The sequence below is a fragment of the Celeribacter marinus genome (assembly GCF_965656515.1).
Lineage (GTDB): Bacteria > Pseudomonadota > Alphaproteobacteria > Rhodobacterales > Rhodobacteraceae > Celeribacter > Celeribacter marinus_D.
This window is the reverse complement of sequence record NZ_CBFHKW010000003.1, coordinates 72372-93505: the sequence shown is the minus strand read 5'-3', so window position 1 is coordinate 93505 and position 21134 is coordinate 72372. Positions and strand designations below refer to the sequence as shown.

At 56.2% G+C, this 21134-nt stretch carries 23 protein-coding genes; 14 read left to right on the top strand and 9 right to left on the bottom strand.

The window, feature by feature from the left end:
• Positions 1 to 277: 277 nt before the first annotated feature.
• From carB to ACTG34_RS01610, 3 genes are all read left to right on the top strand, one after another.
• Positions 278 to 3637, top strand: a complete 3360-nt coding sequence (carB, locus tag ACTG34_RS01620; protein ID WP_439103299.1) for a carbamoyl-phosphate synthase large subunit — start codon at positions 278 to 280, stop codon at positions 3635 to 3637.
• Positions 3638 to 3979: 342 nt separating this feature from the next.
• The gene (locus ACTG34_RS01615; protein WP_439103298.1) at positions 3980 to 5317 is read left to right on the top strand and encodes a DEAD/DEAH box helicase; all 1338 of its coding nucleotides are present in this window, start codon (positions 3980 to 3982) and stop codon (positions 5315 to 5317) included.
• An 89-nt stretch (positions 5318 to 5406) separates the two neighbouring features.
• Positions 5407 to 5997 (top strand): thymidine kinase, encoded by a 591-nt coding sequence (locus ACTG34_RS01610; RefSeq protein WP_439103297.1) that lies wholly within the window; start codon positions 5407 to 5409, stop codon positions 5995 to 5997.
• 3 nt (positions 5998 to 6000) lie between these two features.
• Here ACTG34_RS01610 and ACTG34_RS01605 read toward each other — a convergent pair whose 3' ends face one another.
• From ACTG34_RS01605 to ACTG34_RS01590, 4 genes are all read right to left on the bottom strand, one after another.
• A complete protein-coding gene (locus tag ACTG34_RS01605; RefSeq protein WP_439103296.1) occupies positions 6001 to 6339 on the bottom strand; it encodes a tRNA-binding protein in 339 nt (112 codons plus the stop codon).
• The gene (gene proC / locus ACTG34_RS01600) at positions 6339 to 7151 is read right to left on the bottom strand and encodes a pyrroline-5-carboxylate reductase (protein WP_439103295.1); all 813 of its coding nucleotides are present in this window, start codon (positions 7149 to 7151) and stop codon (positions 6339 to 6341) included. Before proC ends, ACTG34_RS01605 begins: the two co-directional genes overlap by 1 nt.
• Before the next feature lie 127 nt (positions 7152 to 7278).
• A complete protein-coding gene (locus ACTG34_RS01595) occupies positions 7279 to 7779 on the bottom strand; it encodes a YbjN domain-containing protein (RefSeq protein WP_439103294.1) in 501 nt (166 codons plus the stop codon).
• A gap of 339 nt (positions 7780 to 8118) precedes the next feature.
• Positions 8119 to 8385 carry an accessory factor UbiK family protein gene (locus ACTG34_RS01590; protein WP_062216428.1) on the bottom strand — a complete coding sequence of 89 codons (267 nt, stop codon included), beginning with the start codon at positions 8383 to 8385 and terminating at the stop codon, positions 8119 to 8121.
• A gap of 105 nt (positions 8386 to 8490) precedes the next feature.
• Between ACTG34_RS01590 and lgt the strand changes: the two genes are divergently transcribed.
• The 5 genes from lgt to ACTG34_RS01565 all read left to right on the top strand — a co-directional run bounded on the left by lgt (position 8491) and on the right by ACTG34_RS01565 (position 12610).
• Positions 8491 to 9360: a prolipoprotein diacylglyceryl transferase gene (lgt, locus tag ACTG34_RS01585; RefSeq protein WP_439103301.1), complete on the top strand. Its 870-nt coding sequence runs from the start codon at positions 8491 to 8493 to the stop codon at positions 9358 to 9360.
• Entirely contained in the window at positions 9357 to 10427 is a 1071-nt protein-coding gene (locus ACTG34_RS01580; protein ID WP_439103293.1) for a class I SAM-dependent methyltransferase, read from the top strand. Before lgt ends, ACTG34_RS01580 begins: the two co-directional genes overlap by 4 nt.
• Positions 10424 to 11182 carry a peptidoglycan editing factor PgeF gene (gene pgeF, locus ACTG34_RS01575; protein WP_439103292.1) on the top strand — a complete coding sequence of 253 codons (759 nt, stop codon included), beginning with the start codon at positions 10424 to 10426 and terminating at the stop codon, positions 11180 to 11182. The genes ACTG34_RS01580 and pgeF overlap by 4 nt, the downstream gene beginning before the upstream one ends.
• A 233-nt stretch (positions 11183 to 11415) precedes the next feature.
• Entirely contained in the window at positions 11416 to 11565 is a 150-nt protein-coding gene (locus ACTG34_RS01570; protein WP_439103291.1) for a hypothetical protein, read from the top strand.
• Between the two features lie 211 nt (positions 11566 to 11776).
• On the top strand, positions 11777 to 12610 hold the full coding sequence (locus ACTG34_RS01565) for a Hint domain-containing protein (RefSeq protein WP_439103290.1): 834 nt from the start codon (positions 11777 to 11779) through the stop codon (positions 12608 to 12610).
• 80 nt (positions 12611 to 12690) lie between these two features.
• On the opposite strand, the gene ACTG34_RS01560 is transcribed toward ACTG34_RS01565, so the two are convergent.
• Positions 12691 to 13191 carry an Lrp/AsnC family transcriptional regulator gene (locus ACTG34_RS01560; protein WP_439103289.1) on the bottom strand — a complete coding sequence of 167 codons (501 nt, stop codon included), beginning with the start codon at positions 13189 to 13191 and terminating at the stop codon, positions 12691 to 12693.
• A gap of 247 nt (positions 13192 to 13438) precedes the next feature.
• Here ACTG34_RS01560 and trxB point away from each other — a divergent pair, with 247 nt between their 5' ends.
• Both trxB and ACTG34_RS01550 read left to right on the top strand, forming a co-directional pair.
• Positions 13439 to 14380 carry a thioredoxin-disulfide reductase gene (trxB, locus tag ACTG34_RS01555; protein ID WP_439103288.1) on the top strand — a complete coding sequence of 314 codons (942 nt, stop codon included), beginning with the start codon at positions 13439 to 13441 and terminating at the stop codon, positions 14378 to 14380.
• A gap of 235 nt (positions 14381 to 14615) precedes the next feature.
• Positions 14616 to 16328, top strand: a complete 1713-nt coding sequence (locus ACTG34_RS01550) for a bifunctional sulfate adenylyltransferase/adenylylsulfate kinase (protein ID WP_439103287.1) — start codon at positions 14616 to 14618, stop codon at positions 16326 to 16328.
• 78 nt (positions 16329 to 16406) lie between these two features.
• Here the strand turns inward: ACTG34_RS01550 and ACTG34_RS01545 are convergent, their stop codons facing one another.
• From ACTG34_RS01545 to ACTG34_RS01535, 3 genes are all read right to left on the bottom strand, one after another.
• Complete coding sequence (locus ACTG34_RS01545; RefSeq protein ID WP_439103286.1) at positions 16407 to 16832, bottom strand: rhodanese-like domain-containing protein; 426 nt, start codon at positions 16830 to 16832, stop codon at positions 16407 to 16409.
• Positions 16833 to 17024: 192 nt separating this feature from the next.
• A complete protein-coding gene (locus tag ACTG34_RS01540) occupies positions 17025 to 17252 on the bottom strand; it encodes a DUF1150 family protein (protein ID WP_439103285.1) in 228 nt (75 codons plus the stop codon).
• A 3-nt stretch (positions 17253 to 17255) separates the two neighbouring features.
• Positions 17256 to 17669: an Hsp20 family protein gene (locus tag ACTG34_RS01535; protein WP_062216442.1), complete on the bottom strand. Its 414-nt coding sequence runs from the start codon at positions 17667 to 17669 to the stop codon at positions 17256 to 17258.
• A gap of 190 nt (positions 17670 to 17859) precedes the next feature.
• On the opposite strand from ACTG34_RS01535, the gene ACTG34_RS01530 reads away from it, so the two are divergent.
• The 4 genes from ACTG34_RS01530 (at position 17860) to ACTG34_RS01515 (ending at position 20186) form a co-directional block, all read left to right on the top strand.
• Positions 17860 to 18078, top strand: coding sequence for a YdcH family protein (locus ACTG34_RS01530; protein ID WP_062216444.1), 219 nt, complete (start codon positions 17860 to 17862; stop codon positions 18076 to 18078).
• A gap of 83 nt (positions 18079 to 18161) precedes the next feature.
• Positions 18162 to 18647: a 5-(carboxyamino)imidazole ribonucleotide mutase gene (gene purE, locus ACTG34_RS01525; RefSeq protein WP_342841941.1), complete on the top strand. Its 486-nt coding sequence runs from the start codon at positions 18162 to 18164 to the stop codon at positions 18645 to 18647.
• Between the two features lie 5 nt (positions 18648 to 18652).
• The gene (locus ACTG34_RS01520; RefSeq protein ID WP_439103284.1) at positions 18653 to 19726 is read left to right on the top strand and encodes a 5-(carboxyamino)imidazole ribonucleotide synthase; all 1074 of its coding nucleotides are present in this window, start codon (positions 18653 to 18655) and stop codon (positions 19724 to 19726) included.
• Positions 19727 to 19736: 10 nt separating this feature from the next.
• Positions 19737 to 20186: an NUDIX domain-containing protein gene (locus ACTG34_RS01515; protein ID WP_439103283.1), complete on the top strand. Its 450-nt coding sequence runs from the start codon at positions 19737 to 19739 to the stop codon at positions 20184 to 20186.
• A 15-nt stretch (positions 20187 to 20201) separates the two neighbouring features.
• Here the strand turns inward: ACTG34_RS01515 and ACTG34_RS01510 are convergent, their stop codons facing one another.
• Positions 20202 to 21074 carry a type IV pili methyl-accepting chemotaxis transducer N-terminal domain-containing protein gene (locus ACTG34_RS01510; RefSeq protein WP_439103282.1) on the bottom strand — a complete coding sequence of 291 codons (873 nt, stop codon included), beginning with the start codon at positions 21072 to 21074 and terminating at the stop codon, positions 20202 to 20204.
• Positions 21075 to 21134: the final 60 nt, after the last annotated feature.

Below are 21134 nucleotides of genomic sequence, written 5' to 3'. Positions count from 1 at the left end.
CCGATGGTGCCGGTGTAATGTGGCAACAATGGGCCTCTACCTTGGAATTATACGGGCGCATCTTGCACGCATGAGCGGCGCGAAAGCGGGTATCGCGCGCCACGCCCCCCACATCGCTGCGCGCACAAATGACATTCAGCAGAGCACGCGAAGGCTCCCGGACAAAAAACATCGCCTATCAGGCCTTGCACCCGCGCGCGTCATAGCTATAACCCACGACAATTTGCGCACCCCCGTTAGGGGGTGTGTCGTGCTGCACAAACATCAGAGGTCTGCCATGCCCAAAAGAACCGATATCCAGTCGATCATGATCATTGGGGCGGGGCCGATTGTCATCGGACAGGCATGCGAGTTTGATTACTCCGGCGCCCAAGCGTGTAAAGCACTTCGCGAAGAGGGCTACCGCGTCATCTTGGTCAACTCCAACCCCGCGACCATCATGACCGACCCCGATATGGCCGACGCCACCTACATCGAGCCAATCACGGCCGAGGTCGTGGCCAAGATCATCGAGAAAGAGCGCCCTGACGCGCTCCTGCCCACGATGGGCGGTCAGACAGGTCTGAACACCGCACTTGAATTGGATGATCTGGGCATTCTGGAAAAATTCAATGTCGAGCTGATCGGGGCAAAACGCGCCGCGATTGAAATGGCCGAGGATCGCAAACTGTTCCGCGAGGCAATGGACCGTCTGGGCATTGAGAACCCAAAGGCCACGATTGTCACGGCGCCAAAGCTGTCCCATGGCAAATACGATATCTCCGCCGGCTTGAAAATGGCGATGGACGCGCTCGACGAGATCGGCCTTCCGGCCATTATCCGCCCCGCCTTTACCCTTGGCGGTACCGGCGGCGGTGTGGCGTATAACCGCGACGATTACGAACACTTTTGCCGCTCGGGCATGGAAGCCTCGCCGATGGCGCAGATCCTCATCGACGAGAGCCTGCTCGGGTGGAAAGAATACGAGATGGAAGTGGTGCGCGACACCGCCGACAACGCCATTATCGTCTGTGCGATCGAGAACGTCGATCCGATGGGCGTGCACACGGGCGACAGTGTGACGGTGGCCCCCGCGCTGACGCTCACCGACAAAGAATACCAGTTGATGCGCACCCATTCCATCAACGTGCTGCGCGAAATTGGCGTGGAAACGGGCGGCTCCAACGTGCAGTGGGCCGTGAACCCCGCCGATGGCCGCATGATCGTGATCGAGATGAACCCGCGCGTATCGCGCTCCTCCGCCTTGGCGTCCAAGGCCACCGGTTTCCCGATTGCCAAAATCGCGGCAAAACTAGCCGTTGGCTATACGCTTGACGAATTGGACAACGACATCACGAAAGTGACCCCTGCGTCCTTTGAGCCGACCATCGACTATGTCGTCACCAAGATCCCGAAATTCGCGTTCGAAAAATTCCCCGGCTCCGAGCCGAACCTGACCACCGCTATGAAGTCTGTGGGCGAAGCAATGGCCATTGGCCGTACCATCCACGAGAGTCTGCAAAAAGCGCTCGCGTCCATGGAGTCCGGTCTCACAGGGTTTGACGACATCGCGCTTGCGGATATGCCAGAAGCCGCGAACATTGTTGAGACCGAAGGCAGTGAAGATACATTGTCGCGTGTGTTGCGTGGAGCCGACGATCAGGCACAACGTCAGATCGACAAATCTGTCACACGCGAACTGGCGAAAGCGACGCCCGACCGTTTGCGCGTGATTGCCCAAGCGATGCGGTTCGGCTTTTCAGATATCGAAATCAACGAAATCAATAGCTACGATCCGTGGTTCCTTGCACGTATTCGCGAGATCGTTGAGATGGAAAACGCAATTCGCAAGGATGGCCTTCCGGTCACCGAAGAGGGTCTTCGGGCCGTTAAAATGATGGGCTTCACCGATGCGCGTTTGGCAACCCTGACGGGGCGTGACGAGGACAACGTACGCCGTGCGCGCCGCAACCTCGGCGTCAATGCGGTGTTCAAACGCATCGACACCTGTGCCGCCGAATTCGAAGCGCAAACGCCCTATATGTACTCCACCTACGAAGCCCCGATGATGGGCGAAGTGGAATGCGAGGCGCGTCCGTCCGATCGCAAAAAGGTCGTCATTTTGGGCGGTGGTCCGAACCGCATCGGCCAAGGGATCGAGTTTGATTACTGCTGTTGTCACGCCTGTTACTCGCTGACCGAGCAAGGCTACGAGACCATCATGGTCAACTGTAACCCCGAAACGGTGTCCACCGACTATGACACTTCGGATCGTTTGTATTTCGAGCCGCTGACGTTTGAACATGTGATGGAAATCCTGCGCGTGGAGCAGGAAAACGGCACGCTGCACGGCGTGATCGTCCAGTTCGGCGGGCAAACTCCACTGAAAATCGCACAAGCGCTGCAAGACGAAGGCATTCCGATCCTCGGCACCTCGCCCGACGCGATCGATCTGGCCGAGGACCGCGAGCGCTTCCAAGACCTTGTGAACCGTTTGGGCCTCAAACAGCCGCACAACGGCATTGCCTCCACCGATGAGCAAGCGCTTGAGATTGCTGTCGACATCGGCTTCCCACTAGTGATCCGTCCCTCTTACGTCTTAGGTGGTCGCGCGATGGAAATCGTGCGCGATATGGATCAACTCAAACGCTACATCCGTGACGCCGTGGTGGTGTCTGGCGATAGCCCCGTGTTGCTCGACAGCTACCTGTCGGGCGCGACCGAGGTCGATGTCGATGCGTTGTCCGACGGTGAAACCGTCCACGTTGCGGGCATCATGCAGCACATCGAAGAGGCAGGTGTCCACTCGGGCGATAGTGCGTGTTCCTTGCCGCCCTACTCGCTCAAACCCGAGATCGTCGAGGAGCTGAAACGCCAGACGGTTGACTTGGCTTTGGCGCTCAATGTTGTTGGCCTGATGAACGTGCAATTCGCAGTCAAAGACGATGTGATTTTCCTCATCGAGGTCAATCCGCGCGCCTCGCGCACCGTGCCGTTCGTGGCTAAGGCCGTGAATTCGCCCATCGCCTCCATCGCCGCACGTCTCATGGCGGGCGAGAAAATGGCGAACTTCGATCTGGTTGACCCGTCCAAAACCGGACGCTTTGCGGTGAAAGAGGCCGTGTTGCCCTTTGCCCGCTTCCCCGGTGTCGATACGATTTTGGGACCGGAAATGCGCTCCACGGGCGAAGTTATGGGCCAAGACTTGAGCTTTGCACGCGCCTTTCTCAAGGCGCAGTTGGGCGCAGGCACTGACCTGCCGTCTGGCGGAAAGGTGTTCGTGTCGGTCAAGGATTACGACAAAAAGCCCAAGATGGTTGAGGCGATCCAGACCCTCTCCGATCTCGGGTTTGAAATCGTCGCCACCCGTGGCACCGCCAAGTTTTTCGAGGAAAACGGCATCGCCACCACGGTGGTGAACAAGGTTTACGAGGGCCGTCCGAACATCGCCGACATTATGAAGAACGGCGAGATTTCATTGGTTCTCAACACGACCGAGGGCACACAGGCCGTCGAGGATTCCCGCGAAATCCGCAAAGTCGCTCTCTACGACAAGATCCCGTATTTCACAACCGCCGCCGCCTCACACGCCGCCGCGATGGCGATCAAATCACGGGTCGAGGGCGACATGGACGTGATGAGCTTGCAAGAATTGTAAGCCGCGCCACATCGCGAAACGGATCAAACGCCCCGCTCATGTGCGGGGCGTTTTGCTTTGCGCACGCAGCATAATCCTTGACTTATCGCCCCATCTCCCCCATGTGTACCTTACAGATGTCCCATGCTGCCGCGTGAGCAGCCGCGTATGTGTCCAAAATGGACTGCGCCGCAGATGTCATACTATGGCCGATACCGGCCACCAGATCCCAAAATCACGCATGGGGTCGGCGGGAAGACGAGCGGGGCAATCGGCCCTCTTCGGTATCCTTTCCCGCGACCATCAAAAGCGCCCCGTTTCGGGGTGCGTCATGCTGTGTGGGCCTCCCACCAAAGGACGTTTATGACTGATTTTTCTATGCTCGGCCTTCAGCCGCGCCTTCTCAAGTTGTTGAAAGATATGAAACTTGAGACACCAACCCCCATCCAAGCCCGCGCCATTCCCGAAGTGATGAATGGCCGCGACGTTATGGGCCTTGCCCAGACCGGAACAGGTAAAACACTGGCGTTTGGCCTGCCGCTATTGCACATGGCGCTGACCGAAGGCTCCAAGCCCTCGGCAAAAACCACACGTGCGCTGATCCTCGCACCGACCCGCGAGTTGGTAAACCAGATCGCCGACACGCTGTTTCCCTATATCAAAGACACCCACCTCAAGTTGAACCGTGTTGTTGGCGGCACCTCGATCAACAACCAGATCAAGCGCCTTGAGCGTGGCACAGACATCCTTGTCGCCACTCCCGGTCGCTTGATGGACCTGATTGATCGCCGCGCCATCACCCTATCCGAGACAACGTTCCTTGTGCTCGATGAGGCCGACCAGATGCTCGACATGGGGTTCATCCATGCGCTGCGTAAATTGGTGCCGATGCTCGCCAAGGAGCGTCAGACCATGCTGTTCTCCGCCACGATGAGCAAACAGATGAACGAGATCGCGCAAAGCTATCTCACATCGCCTGTGCGCGTCGAAGTGTCCCCTGCGGGCAAGGCCGCCGACAAGATCGACCAAGAGGTCCACTTCATCCCCGCGGGCGACAAATACGACACGCTCAAAGAGATGCTCGCTACACACCGTGGCGATTTGGCTCTTGTGTTCTCGCGCACCAAACACGGCGCGGAACGCATGTCCAAACAGCTGCAAAAGGCGGGCTTTAACGCCGGTTCGATCCACGGCAACAAGTCGCAAAACCAACGCGAGCGCACTATTAAAGACGCGCGCAATGGTCAGATCGAAGTCCTCGTGGCCACCGATGTGGCGGCGCGTGGCATCGACATTCCTGCCGTGCGCCACGTCTACAACTACGAATTGCCAAACGTGCCCGAGAACTACGTGCACCGCATTGGCCGCACCGCGCGTGCGGGTCGCGAAGGTAAGGCCGTGGCATTTTGTGCACCCACCGAGCTGGATGATTTTCGCGCCATCGAGAAGGTGATGAAAATCCGCATCCCGATCGCGACAGCCGCATCATGGGCTGCGGATGATCAAAAAGCCGAACCCAAACCCAAGCAGCAAGGCCGTCGTGGCAATGGTGGAGGCGCAGGTGGCGGTGGCGGTCGTGGTGGCCCGCGCCGCTCCGGTGGCGGCAAACCACAAGGTGCGCCCAAAGCGGGAGGTGGCGCACGTCCCGGTCACACCCAGCAACGCCGTAGCGGCGGTGGCAAGTCCAAGGCTCATGGCTAAACCAAATTCAGGCGCGAGGGGAAACCTTCGCGCCTTTTACATGCTAAAACGTCCTTGATCGCGGCGCGCGCGTGGGGCAAACCCCCTGCATGGCAAAACTGTACTTTCAATACTCGACGATGAACGCAGGCAAATCGACACTGCTTCTACAAGCGTCCCACAACTACCGCGAGCGCGGCATGGACACCTATTTGATGACCGCGCAGTTTGACAATCGTGCGGGCGAGGGTCGCATCGGGTCGCGCATCGGTATTGGCGAGGCGGCAGATACCTTTGCCGCTGGCGAAGATCTTTTTGCCAAGGTCAAGGCGCGTCTGGCGCAGGGCAAAGTTGCGTGTATCTTTATCGACGAAGCCCAGTTTTTGACCCATGAACAGGTTTGGCAACTGGCGCGCGCGGTTGATGATTTGGGCGTGCCGATCATGACCTACGGGCTAAGGGTCGATTTTCAGGGGCATTTGTTCCCCGGCTCTGCGGCGCTCTTGGCGCTTGCCGATGAAATGCGCGAGGTGCGCACGATCTGTCATTGCGGCAAAAAGGCATCGATGGTCGTGCGCACAAATGACGCGGGCGACGTGTTGACCGAGGGCGCACAGGTCGAAATTGGCGGCAACGAGCGATACGTCTCGTTGTGCCGCCGTCATTGGCGCGCGGCCATGGGCGACACGCAAGCCCCTTAAGAGCTAGTGCAACCGCCCGCCGATTGGCACCGCTTGATCAGGCCGTGCGAGCACAACCTCACCGTTGGCATCGGGAAATCCGAGCACCAGAACCTCTGACATAAAGCGGCCGATCTGGCGCGGCGGGAAGTTGACCACGGCCATCACCTGCGTGCCGATCAGTGTCTCAATCGTATAATGCGCCGTGATTTGGGCTGATGATTTCTTTTCACCAATGTCACCGCCAAAATCGATCCATAGTTTGATCGCAGGTTTGCGGGCCTCAGGATAGGGTTCGGCGCGGGTGATCGTGCCCACGCGCACATCGACCTTTAGAAAATCGTCGTAGCTGATATCGTTCATTATTCTGCAAGCTCCGCATCGCGTGTCATCGCGGCCTGAATGGCCCGATCAAGGAGGGGGACAAACCCGTCATCTTCGTTCATCAAAACGCGCAAGGCCTCGGCGGTTACGCCATTGGGTGAGGTCACGTTGATGCGCAACTGGGTCGGAGTTTCGTCCGAATTTTCGGCCAGATGCCCCGCACCGCCGACTGTGGCACGCGCAAGTTGCAACGCCAATTCGGCAGACAATCCCGCCTTTTCGCCCGCTGCCGCCATCGCCTCGATAAGGTGAAACACGTAGGCCGGACCACAGCCAGACACGGCGGTGAGGGCGCGCATTTGGCTTTCGGTCTCAAGGCGGACGACCTGCCCCACCGCCTGCAACAAGGTGTCGGCAAGGTCGAGTTGTGCGCCGGTGACGCACGCATTACCAACAATGCCCGTGATACCGCGGCCCACGGCCGAGGGCGTGTTTGGCATGGCGCGAACAATCGGTGTGCGCGCGCCAAGCATCTCCTCGTAAGCAGCCAACGTGATCCCCGCAGCGACAGACAAAAACACCGTGGAGCCATTGCCCAAAGCGCGCAGGGTTGGCAAAGCTTCGGCCATTTTTTGCGGCTTTACAGCGATCAAAACCACGGCCGGATCAGTTGGCAGTGCGGTGTTAATATGCACGCCAGTGGATTTGACCCAATCGGACGGACGTGGGGCGAGGACCGTGACGGACGTGGCAGGCAACCCGCCATCAAGCCATCCTTTGAGCATGGCCGAGCCCATTTTCCCGCAGCCCAAAAGCACCAAACCGCGCGTTTTCACATCATCCATCGACATGGCATTCCATCCTTGTGCGTCTCAAATATAGACGCCCCCTGCGTGGCAGAGGGCGCATTGACTATTGTAGTGTGTCGCGGCCAAATCGCAACGGCAGCCATGCAGACACCCGCGCGCCAAATTGCGATCAGGCGCGCCCGTATGCTTCGCAAATCGCGATATCCATCGCGTCTTTCGGGCTACGATCCGACCACGCAGCCAATTGAAACGCAGGATAAAAGCGCTCGCAATTGCCAACGGCCGATCCGATCAAACGGTCAATCTGTTCCGAACTCGCAAATTGCCCCCCGGAAAGCGGCAAGCCGTAGCGGTAAACCATCATACTTTGCTCATTCCAGTAGGAAAATGCACCCGTCCAACATTGGTCATTTGCGTGGTTGAGAACCTCGTAAATCTTGTGCAGCTTGTCTTGGGGCGGCTCCATCTCAAAGGTGCAGATCAGACGCAACGTCTCGTCATAATCCGACCATGCCAGCGTGATGGAATAGGTGCGCCACTGACCCTCGACGGCCATGGCAATCTGATCCTCCGTGACGCGGTCAAATTCCCAATCGTTGTGCGCGGCCAACGATTCTACGAGATCAATCGGGTGGATGTCTTCGGTGATATCGTACTCGGTCAGCGACATGTGCGGCCTCATATGTGTTTGCTTATATGGCTGTGTGTAACATTCCCACAGCGTCCCTAAGACTTGGTGCCTGCTCAAGGGGCTGATGTTTTCTTGTGTCCCCTTACTAGATATGGTGTTCCAAAAGGATCGTTGCTGTAAAGTTAATTTTTAACCTTATCCCCAGTAATCGACATTCACCCACAGGATTTTGGCGTTTTCCACAGCTCGGTTGTGCCCATTGTGGAGCGTTTTCGGTGCACCGCACATTTGGGCCATGCATAAACATCGATCAGGGCACAAAAAAACGGCCCCGAATATCGGGGCCGTGTCTGTCGCACATCTCGTAGGTGCGCGCGCCTATTTCTTAGTCGTCTTTGTCACGGTTTTTTTACGTTCCAGAGCATCGAGACGTTTTTTCAACTCTTCGTTCTCTTCACGCGCTTTTTGCGCCATCGCGCGTGTCGCATCGAATTCGTCGCGCGTGACAAAATCGCGGTCCGCCAACCAGCGATCTACAAGGCCTTTCAAGGCGGTATCAGCCTCGTCTTTCGCCCCTTGAGCCACGCCCATGGCGTTGGTCATCAATTGCGAGATGTCGTCGAGAATTTTGTTGCGCGTCTGCATGAGCCCACTCCTGAATGTGTTTGTCACTATATGGGGCGTCACACCGCAAATCACAAGGTTGACTTCCCCCCGTGCAAATTTACAGATGCGCACATGACCACATTTATGCCCGCAGTTCTCAATTTTCCCAATGTCTCGCCCGTCTTGTTCGAGATTAGCATCGGGGCGTTTCATTTCGCCCTCCATTGGTATGCTCTCGCGTATATCGCGGGGATCATTGTGGGATGGTGGCTTGTCACCCGCGCACTGGCCGCCGCACGGTTGTGGCCACGCGACACCGCGCCGATGAGCCGCGAGACTGTTGATGACTTGCTCACATGGCTCATTCTGGGCGTCATTGTTGGCGGACGGCTGGGCTATGTGCTTTTTTACAAGCCGGGTTATTATCTCGCCAATATGATTGAAATCCCGATGATCTGGCAGGGCGGCATGTCGTTTCACGGCGGATTTTTGGGAGTGGTCGTGGCCGCGTTCATCTACGCAGGGCGTCACAACATTGATCGATTAAGCTTGGCTGATACGCTGGCTATGGCCACACCTGTGGGCTTGATGCTCGGGCGTATCGCCAACTTTGTGAATGCCGAACTATGGGGGCGTCCATCCACCGCCCCGTGGGCCGTTATTTTCCCGGGCGATGAGGCACAGGCATGCGAAAATGTCGGCACATTGTGCGCCCGCCATCCCTCACAGCTCTACGAAGCGGGCCTTGAGGGCTTAATTCTTGGATCATTGATCTTGCTGCTTGTGTGGCGGTTCGAGGCGCTCAAGAGGCGCGGCTTGATTGCGGGTCTATTCTTTGCGGGCTACGGCCTATCGCGCTTTGTCGTCGAGTTCTTTCGGCAAGCGGATGCGCAATTCATTACGCCCGAAAACCCGATGGGCACTGTGGTGCTTTACATGTCGATGGGGCAACTTTTGTCGCTGCCGATGATCGGGTTTGGTCTTGTGCTTATGGTGAGAGCGCGCCGCACATGACGCCGCTGGCGGACATCCTCGCACGGCGCATCGCCAAAGCGGGACCGATGTCATTGATGGAGTTTATGGCTGAGTGTTTGCTTCACCCACACCACGGTTATTACACCACCCGCGATCCCTTTGGCACTAGCGGGGATTTCATCACGGCCCCCGAAATCAGTCAAATGTTTGGTGAGCTATTGGGGTTATGTCTGGCCCAATCGTGGATGGATCAAGGATGCCCGACACCGTTTACGTTGGCCGAAATCGGGCCAGGGCGCGGAACGTTGATGGCGGATGTGCTGCGCGCCACCAAAGCCGTTCCAAATATGCATGCCGCGATGCAGGTGCATCTTATTGAGGCATCCCCGCCCCTTAGGGCCGTGCAGCGCGACACGCTGACGGGGTTTGATGTGACTTGGATCGATGAGGCGGCATCCCTGCCCGCGCACCCCCTTTGGCTAGTGGCCAACGAGTTTTTTGACGCCTTGCCGATCCGGCAGTTTACCCGCGACGCACAAGGATGGCGTGAGACACAGGTTGCACTCGCGGGTGAGGCACTGACGCTTGGCCTGTCATCACCCGCCCCTATTGAGGCGCTCGATCACAGATTGGCGGATACCAAAACGGGCGATGTGGTCGAGATATGCCCCGCTGCCCATCCTATTGTGACTGAAATTGCCGCACGCATCACGACGCACGGCGGTGCGGCGATTTTCATCGATTACGGCGACTGGCGCTCATTGGGCGATACCTTTCAGGCATTAAAAGCACACAAAAGCGTTGATCCCCTTGCACAGCCCGGGCTGGCCGATCTCACCGCACATGTGGATTTCGAGGCCCTTGCACGCGCAGCGCAAACCGTGGACGCGGCGGTGTCAAGGATGGTGCCCCAAGGGGAGTTGCTTGGGCGGCTTGGCATCGCACACCGAGCGCACTCCTTGGCGCACAACCTCGCGGATGACGCCCTCACCGCACATATCAAAGCATTTGAACGGTTGACCTCGCCCTCAGAAATGGGAACCCTGTTCAAAGCCATCGCGATTGCACCCACGCCCTCCCTCTTACCCCCAGGATTTGCACAATGAGCCTTGAGATCATTCGATCAGACCTTCTTGAGGGTGTTCAACACGGTTTTTTCACCCGCAAAGGTGGCGCATCCTCTGGTGTGTTCGAGGGGTTGAATTGTGGCTTTGGCTCATCCGATCAAAACGACATCGTGGCAATCAACCGCGCGCGCGTGGCGGCGGCGATGGATGTCACGCCCGACGCCCTATGCTCCGTCTTTCAGGTCCATTCGGCAGATGTTGTCAGCGTGAGCGGCCCGCAAACGGGTGGCGCCCCGAACGCAGACGCTCTTGTCACCGCGACCAAAGGCCTCGCCCTTGTGATCCTCACCGCCGATTGCCAGCCTGTTTTGTTCGCCGACCGTGAGAACGGCGTGATCGGTGCGGCACATGCGGGATGGCGCGGCGCCTTGGACGGTATACTGGACTGTACGGTCGCGGCCATGGTCGATTTGGGTGCCAAGCGCGAGCGCATCACGGCCGTTATCGGCCCATGCATCTCACAGCGCGCCTACGAAGTCGGGCCCGAGTTTTTCGATACCTTCATCACGGCTGGCGACGAGAACGCACGGTTCTTTGCCAATGGCGAAGGCGATCGCTACCTGTTCGACCTTCCGGCATTTGGATTGCACAAACTGCGCGAGGCCGGTGTGGGGGCGCATGAATGGACGCGCCATTGCACCTATCACGACCCTAAGCGATTCTATTCGTATCGCCGCTGCGTCCACCGCAAAGAGGCCGACTACGGGCGCTTGCTTTCGACCATTCGGTTGTGAGATCTAGCGCCGTTTCGCCACATTTGCGCCAGAAACAGTCCCGCTCATTTGCCCATGATTGTTCACGAAACAGCATATAAGCCTTATTTTATTGGTGCATTTTCACCAGTGTTTGATTTTTTAACATTTTTCAAAAATTCGCACGTATTGCCAAATTTCGGCCCAAAGCGCTGCACATACTGACCTCAACACAACAATGAGCGACCCCAAGCGGTCCGAAAGAAGAGGCAGATATGACCAAGAGCAACGAACACCCCCGCTGGATGCAATCCATCATCGAAGAAGCGCAGAAAAAGGGCGTCACCTTGCCGTGGCACCGCGACCTGCGCGCCATTAAGCGCGCGGCAGAATCACAAGGCACGCCACGTGCCGCCAACGCGTGATCCAACGATTCGCAATTTGAAATTCTCCCGTCCGACCTGTTGAAGACCTCCCATTCACACACAGATCGGAAACAATGCAGGGGCGGCACCGTGGGATTGGTGCCGCCCTTGTGTGTAATTAACATTATATTTTGACAATAAGGGCATTTGTCTGCGACCGTTGATCCTATCACAACTCGGTGGGGGCCGTACGTGATCGTAGGAGCGACTTATGCCGCAACCGCTTGCCCGACAGTCTGCCGCCGAGCAGACGCGTCACACTTCCCCATCCCGTCAAATGTCTTTTGACGCAAATCGCCCCGTTTCGCCCGCATGGACGGTGCGCAGAAAAACCGCAGTGGTACGACCTACACAGGCGTTGCGCAGGTTTGATGTGATGTGGCTGGCCCAAAACGGCGATGTGATGGACGACACTGTGGCAGCCCCCGCTCTCCCCGCCTTTGAGGCGGCGTTTAGTGCGTTCGGTCGAGGCGCATTAATTCAAACACCGCATGGGCTAACCGCGGTCGAGGATCTACTCCCCGGCGATATGATCGTGACCGCAGACGGTGATACGCTGCCCATCATGTGGATTGGCTCTGTCGAGCTTGATCACAAAGGACGGCGTGCCGATGGCGCATCCCCCGAAAAACTATACCGGATTACGGGCGATGCGCTTGGGTACGGCCATCCGAGCCATGATTTGATGTTGGGCGCGGGTGCGCGGTATTTGCTGCGTGCCGAAGCACTGAAATCTTATCTGGGCACCGCGCATGCCCTCGCGCCCATTTCCGCAATGGCCGACGGGCTTTCGATGATTGAGATCACGCCGATTTCTGCGGTGCGGTGCTATCACATTTGCCTGCCACAACACCGGTTGATCCGCGTCAATGGTATCGAATGTGAAACGTATCACCCCGGAATTGCCGCCAGCAGCCAATTCCAAGGCGAGATGAGAGAGCATTTCATGTCTTTGTTCCCACATCTTGATCATCTGAGCGATTTCGGTGCCATGTCTCATCCACGCCTGACCCCCACGGATTTGATCGAGATCGGATTGCTATAACGCCGCATGCCCCTAAAACGACAAAACCGCGCCTCCCAGCGCGGTTTTTTGTATTTGGGGCCACCAATGAGACGTTCTATTCAGGCTTTTTGTGCCAAACGCGCCTCGAGGACATCGAACGGAACACCTGGCTCTGATTTGGCACCACGGATCACGAGTGAGGTTTTGACGCTTTCCACATTTGGCGTCGACAACAACTCACCTGTCAGAAAGCTCTGGAAGGTCGACAGATCGGGCGCGATACATTTGAGGATAAAATCCACCTCGCCATTGAGCATATGACATTCGCGGACAAGCGGCCATTCGCGGCACTTGTCTTCAAAGCGGGCCAAATCCACCTCGGCTTGGCTTTGCAGCCCGACCATAGCGAACACCTGCACCTCGAACGACAATGCACGCGCATCCACAACGGCATGGTAGCCTTTGATATATCCGCCCTCTTCGAGCGTGCGCACACGGCGCAAGCACGGTGGCGCGGATATCCCAACGCGCTTTGCCAACTCGACGTTGGTCATGCGCCCGTCCGCTTGCAGTTCCGCAAGGATTTTGCGATCAATATCATCAAGCTTATGGGCGGGCATATCCGTCTCCGAAGTCGAGGTTCATCATATGTGTCACTATAGCATTATTTACGAAAAATGTGCGTGAACACGTTATTACGCAATTATCTTTCGCATTTAGGCGCATTTAATTCAAGACCATTTCGCCACACGCCCCAGCATAAGCTGTGAGTTGCGGCAAGTCATCGCGCAGGGTTTGCGCCCGCGCGTCTGCGTGTCTATATCGGGGACAACACGAGATAAAAACCCCAATTTCAAGAGGCTCAAAATGGCTGAGACGAAACACACCAAAGTCCTCATCATCGGTTCCGGACCTGCGGGCTACACTGCTGGCGTTTACGCGTCGCGCGCAATGCTATCGCCTGTCCTCGTCCAAGGGATCGAGCCAGGCGGTCAGCTGACCACCACCACCGAGGTAGAAAACTGGCCCGGGGAAAGCGAGATCCAAGGGCCAGAATTGATGATCAAAATGCAAGACCACGCCAAGGCGATGGGCTGTGAGATCATTGGCGACATCATCACCGATCTGGACACCGATGTGCGCCCGTTTGTGGCCAAGGGCGATTCTGGAACGACCTACACGGCTGACGCGGTTATCCTTGCAACAGGCGCACGCGCCAAATGGCTTGGCCTGCCGTCCGAGGACGAGTTCAAAGGGTTCGGCGTCTCCGCCTGTGCCACATGTGACGGATTTTTCTACCGCAACATGGATATTGTTGTCATCGGCGGCGGCAACACTGCGGTCGAAGAAGCACTATTTTTGACCAACTTTGCCTCCAAAGTGACACTCATTCACCGCCGCGATGAACTGCGGGCCGAAGCCATTCTCATTGACCGTCTGATGAAGAACCCAAAAATCGTACCGTTGTGGGATCACGAGTTGGTCGAAGTCTACGGCGACACCATGCCAAAAGGCGTCAACGGTGTGCGCGCGCGTCACGTGAAAACCGGTGAGATTACCGACATTCCTGCCAAAGGTGTTTTTGTGGCCATCGGTCACGCCCCCGCCACCGAATTGGTGAAAGGCAAGTTGGAGCTGCACAATGGCGGCTATGTCACGGTCAAACCTGGCTCGACCGAAACATCGATCCCTGGGGTGTTTGCGGCAGGCGATCTGACCGACCACAAATACCGCCAAGCCGTGACATCGGCAGGCATGGGCTGCATGGCCGCTTTGGATGCGGAACGTTGGCTGTCTGAACAAGACTAAGCGCATAACGCGCACAGCGACCAATTGAGAGAGGCGGGCATTGTCCCGCCTTTCCCTACGTTTGGGGGCGCGTTCGTCCGCACAAAGCACCAAAATGTGGGAATTGCGCCTCATTTCCGACATCTCCCTTTGGCATATATTGCTTTGTTTGATGCCGTTGCGTTAAGGCAGCGCAAACCAACCCAAGTTACGGGTTGAACCATTCGAATTTGATGCCGTCTGAAAGGCCATTTGTATGTACCAAAACCTTGCCCCCATCCCCGAACTATTTGTGTCCTATGAAAGCGCGCAAAAGCTCAAAGTCGAAGCTGCCGATCTGATCAGTTGGGATCTTACCCCTCGTCAAATCTGCGACCTAGAGTTGTTGATGAACGGCGGGTTTGCGCCACTCAAGGGCTTTTTGAGCGAAGCTGACTATGATGGTGTAGTCGACAACATGCGCACCACAGATGGGACACTATGGCCGATGCCCATCACGCTCGATGTGTCCGAGGCCTTTGCCGAAGGGTTAAAAGAGGGGCAAGATATTGCACTACGTGATCAAGAGGGCGTCATTCTCGCAACCATGACGGTCACAGACAATTGGGTGCCGAACAAAGCCAAAGAAGCCGAAAAGGTGTTTGGCGCGAACGACGAGGCCCACCCTGCGGTCAACTATCTGCACAACACGGCGGGCAAGGTCTACCTCGGCGGTCCGATCACAGGCCTGCAACAACCTGTCCACTATGATTTTCGCGGCTCACGCGACACACCGAACGAATTGCGCGCCTATTTTCGCAAACTCGGCTGGCGTCGCGTTGTGGCATTCCAAACCCGCAACCCGCTGCACCGTGCTCACCAAGAATTGACATTCCGCGCCGCGAAAGAGGCGCAGGCCAACTTGTTGATCCACCCTGTTGTGGGCATGACCAAACCGGGGGATGTGGATCACTTTACCCGCGTGCGGTGCTACGAGGCGGTCCTCGACAAATATCCTGCGGCCACCACCACAATGTCTTTGTTGCCGCTCGCTATGCGTATGGCGGGTCCACGTGAAGCGGTTTGGCACGGGTTGATCCGCGCCAACTACGGCTGCACCCACTTTATCGTTGGTCGCGACCACGCAGGCCCTGGTGCCAATTCCGCCGGCGAAGATTTTTATGGCCCCTATGATGCACAGGACTTGTTCCGCGAGCACCAAGAGGAAATGGGCATCGAGATGGTCGATTTCAAACACATGGTTTATGTGCAAGAACGCGCCCAGTATGAGCCAAATGACGAGATCGAAGACCGTGAAAACGTGACAATCTTGAACATCTCCGGCACTGAATTGCGCCGCCGTTTGACTGAAGGTCTGGAAATTCCGGAATGGTTCTCGTTCCCAGAAGTCGTCAAGGAGCTGCGCAAGACCAAGCCGCCACGCTCCAAACAAGGCTTTACGGTGTTCTTCACCGGCTTTTCCGGCTCCGGCAAATCAACCATCGCCAACGCATTGATGGTCAAGCTGATGGAAATGGGCGGGCGCCCTGTCACGCTGCTTGATGGTGATATCGTGCGTAAAAACCTATCGTCCGAGCTTGGCTTTTCCAAAGAGCATCGTGACCTCAACATTCGCCGTATTGGCTATGTCGCCTCCGAGATCACAAAGAACGCAGGCATCGCTATTTGTGCGCCCATTGCGCCCTATGCCACGACACGCCGCGCGGTGCGCGAAGACGTCGAACAGTTCGGGGCCTTTGTCGAAGTCCACGTCGCGACGGATATCGAAGAATGCGAAAAGCGCGACCGCAAAGGTCTCTACAAACTCGCGCGCGAAGGTAAGATCAAGGAATTCACAGGGATTTCAGACCCCTATGATATTCCCGTAAACCCCGAGCTGCGCGTTGAGACCATCGGCCACGATGTCGACAACTGCGCGCATCAAGTGATTTTGAAACTTGAAAGCCTCGGCCTGATTTCCGCGCACTAACGCGCGACCAATCCTACATATCAAAAGCCCCGCTCAAGTAAGCGGGGCTTTTTCATTCGTATAGTTTGTAGCGGAGGGTCACTGCGGCTTGTAACCCGCTGTTTCAAGCCATCCTGTAAACCCTGTTTGCATCACCACAACGTTGTCCATCCCCGCCACGCGCAGCGCAAACGTGCCCTGAGCGGACAACGATCCCGTGTTGCAAAACAAAATCACTTTTTTATCGGTCGGGATTTCATCGATCCGGTCAAGCACTTCGCGCCATTCGATGTTAATCGCGGTTGGTATCGTGGCGGTGTCAAATTGCTCCGCATCGCGCGTATCGATGAACTGAACAGACGGCCAGACGTCTTGGGTAATCTGTTGCGGCAATATGATGCCGCTTTCATAGTCTTGGAACATCAAATATTCCTGCATCGCCTCAACAGCCGCCTCTTGTGCAAAGGCGGCGGGCGCGCATGTCACGCTTAGGGCGGTCAAAAGACCAAAAACTGTGTGTTTCAATGGAGATCCTCCCACGATCAATGGGCAAAACTGCGTGCCCCAACGTTGGGGCACACTACACACATATTCATTTAAGTCTATATGAAGCCTGGCCGCAATTTGGCAGCATTCGGTCCACTAGCCCGTCCTTGAGAACAACCTGATGATAAATCGCACCGGAGGCGTGTTTTGTTGTTTTCGCGGATGATCCGGCTAGTGAACGCTTACAGGCGCATAATCGTGCTCACGCGCCAACGCGAAGGCCAGAGGTTTATTGGCCACAAGCGCAAGGCGTTGACCATCCGCGTCATGGACCGAGAACAAGTGTTCAAGCCCGTACACGTGTTCGCGAACGTCATCGGGCAACTCGCTTACGGCAACTTCGCGCACATAAACGATTTTTCCGCCATCTCCAAAGATGTTGGGATAGGATGTTTTCATGGTTTACCCCTTTTTGATCTCAATGGTTTGAACAACGCTTTCTGGTTCGCACCGCGTCAAATCGACATGCAACAAGCCGTTCTCCATGTGCGCACCGGCGACATCGACACCGTCAGCCAGAACAAACGAGCGTTGAAATTGTCGCGCAGCAATGCCGCGATGAAGGAACACGCGCGCATCAGCCTCGTCGCTTTGGCGACCACGTACCATCAACTGACGGTCCTCGACTGTAATGGCCAAATCTTCCTCGGCAAAGCCCGCCACCGCGAGGGTAATACGAAACGCATTATCGGTTGTTTGTTCAATATTATAGGGAGGGTAGCCCCCTGTGTCCGCTTTGGCTGTGCGTTCAACAAGCCGCTCGAGCTGATCAAACCCCAGTAAAAACGGATGAGTGGCAAAGGTCACTTTGGTCATAAACACGCCCTTTCTCTAGAAGCGACAGTGCAGCATTTGGCCCCGCATTCGGCGACCGTCTCCCCGACAATATGGGTAGCTTTACACGTGCTTCAAGAGAGATATGTCCTGATCGGTTGTAAAGCTTTGAGATTTAGGGATTCGGGACTATTATCGAACCTCAAAGAATAATGCGCCAAGAAAGCCAAACATGAACATGTCCTCCCGAATGGAACACATCGAAGTCCTACGTGTAGAGATGGAGGTGCTCAAACGCGAACACCGCGATCTCGATGAGGCGATCCATGCCATGCAAACACAGGGCCATCTGGATGCTCTTCGGCTGCAACGCCTCAAGAAACACAAACTGGCGCTCAAAGACCAGATTGCGGCACTCTACGATCGCATCAACCCCGACATCATTGCATAAGTGATTACCACTTCGGTTGGCGTTGCCACCATCCTGCAACCCGTTATAGTGCACTCTCTTTCAGGCCTAGCGGGGATAACACAGTGAGCGTCAAAGTCGGCATCATCATGGGCAGCCAATCTGATTGGCCAACTATGAAAAAAGCAGCGGATATTCTCGATGAATTGGGTGTGGCGTATGAGACAAAAATTGTCTCCGCCCATCGCACACCAGACCGTCTTTGGACCTACGGCAAAGAGGCCACGGGGCGCGGACTGAAGGTGATCATTGCTGGCGCAGGTGGCGCGGCACATTTACCCGGAATGATGGCCTCGAAAACGCGCGTTCCCGTTGTGGGCGTCCCGATCCAAACCCGCGCGCTGTCTGGCGTAGACAGCCTATATTCCATCGTCCAGATGCCCAAGGGGTTTCCCGTGGCAACAATGGCGATCGGTGAGGCGGGGGCCGCCAATGCGGGTCTCATGGCCGCGGGCATTCTCGCCACATCCGATGACGCGCTCGGCGAGCGCCTCGACGCATGGCGCGCGGCCCTTGCTGCCTCCATCCCCGACGCCCCCGTAGACGAGTAATTCCGATGACAAATGTACTTCCCACAGGGGCGACCATTGGCATTTTGGGCGGCGGTCAGCTTGGCCGTATGCTGTCCGTAGCGGCCTCCCGCCTTGGATTTAAAACCTGCATTTTTGAACCCAATGGTGATTGTCCGGCCAGCCATGTGGCGAACTACCATTTCAAGGCGTCATATGACGATGAGGCAGCCCTCAAGGCCTTTGCGGCTGCTGTTGATGTTGTCACTTATGAATTCGAGAACGTGCCCACATCGGCACTTGATCTCATTGAATCCATTGTCCCTATTCGCCCCAATCGTCGCACCCTCGCAGTGTCGCAAGACCGGATGTCGGAAAAGGCATTTTTGTCTGAATTGGGCCTGATGGTCGCCCCTTATGGTGCGGTCGAAGACGCCGAAAGCCTCGCTGCGGCGATTGCTCAGGTCGGCACACCTGCCATCTTGAAAACCCGCCGCTTTGGCTATGATGGCAAGGGGCAATCCCGCCTCATGTCCCCAAACGATGCCACACAAGCCCTTGCGGATATGGCGGGGGCGGATGCCGTTCTTGAGGGATTTGTGGACTTTAGTCATGAGATTTCCGTGATTGCCGCGCGCGGACAGGCGGGTGACATTTCGTGCTATGATCCAGGCGAGAACGTACACCTGAACGGGATTTTACACACCACAACGGTTCCGGCCCGCCTGACCCCTGCGCAGCGCACCGATGCAGTTCTTATCGCTGCTAAAATCCTCAACGCACTCGATTATGTTGGCGTCATGGGCGTGGAGTTGTTCGTCACCAAAGAGGGGTTGATCGTCAATGAGATTGCGCCGCGCGTGCATAATTCAGGCCACTGGACCCAGAACGGCTGCACAATCGACCAGTTCGAACAACACATTCGCGCCGTTGTCGGCTGGCCTCTTGGAGATGGGACACGCCACTCGAATGTCGAAATGCTCAATTTGATCGGCGATGACGTGGACCGCATCGCAGAATTTGCAAAAGACGGGTCTGTTGGCATCCACCTCTACGGAAAAGCCGATGTAAAAGCGGGGCGTAAAATGGGCCATATCAACACGATTACTGGCGCAGCCTGACAGGGGTCCAATGGCAAACTCCCCTCGCCTCGCAGCGCGTGCATTATTGGTTCGTGACGATCGTCTTTTGTTGGTGAACGCATACCCGAATCATCACTTGGGACTTTGGTGTGCACCGGGTGGCGGTGTAGAGCGCGGGCAATCTATTCCTGACAACCTGATCCGCGAAGTTCATGAGGAAACAGGGTTGTCTATCACTGTCGGATCGCTTGCCCTGATCAACGAATTTCACGATCCAGATAGCGGATTTCACCAAGTTGATTTGTTCTTTCGCTGTACGCTGGTATCTGGGAAACTCGATGATACGTGGCGCGATGTTGCGCATGTGGTGTCACAACGCGGGTGGTTCACGCGCGACGACATAGACGCGATGACCGTCAAACCGTCAAGCTTGGCACAGGTAGCCTTTACACCCGTCGACACACCCTTTTATGATCCTCTTGAGGTTATCCTTAAGTAAACGGGCCGATGATCGTTAGAGACGCGTGTATAGCGTAGCTGTCGCAGCAAGATCAGACATGAACGCCTCAACATCCCACGATAGTTCGCGCATTTCCTGCTCGGTCAACGTATCGTATTCTAGCGCGGACATGAGCGCATACATGAGGGTCCAACGCTGCCAATTATAGGCGTTATCCTCATAAATGTCGGCTGTAGGTGCAGGCGGCAGGTTTTGTTTTTGCGACCCGAAGGCGAGCCCGAACGCACTTTGGTGGAAGATCGTCATCGTTTCGTTGAATGTCGAGGTGTCAAGTTGCCGATCCGTTCCAACGGCCTTTCGTTCCATTTGCAGCAGGCATGCCTCTTTACCAATTTTTTGAACCAACATCCTTTGTCGCCCCGCCACATTGATCCAATGCGCGACAACGGGGTCCGTCACAGACCCCTCGTCCTCCGCTTTGCCTTGCAACGTGATCACAAGGTAGTTGGACGCAGTCAGAAGTTCGGTGGAAATATCAGAAAAATTGAGGAGGGAATCGAAGCCGACAGCGCCCAGCTTTGTAAACTGAGTGACCTCCCGCTGCATCTTAAACCAGATCCTTTCGATGGAAGCGATATCGTCCAAAGCCTCCTCATTGGTCTCTTGTAAAAACCCGTCTGGGCCACCGCCCATTTTCAGTTGGCGCAAAGAGTTTCCAAATTGGCTACGCGATGCGAGCAAAATTTGTTTGTTGTTTTCAACATCTACCTCATTGGCGATGAAACATGCCGCACGGGCCATGCGTTGGGTCAACATGAGCTGACGGCCTGCCAAATCGATCCGCAGGCTCAATGAGGCCTCCGCATATGCCGTTGAAGCGAGGGCCGAAAATAGGACGGCTATAATGAGTTTTGAAAGAGTTCGCATGCATTCCTCGAAACAACATCGTTATTGCAAACTGTGTAGAATACGAGGGCTAACAAAACA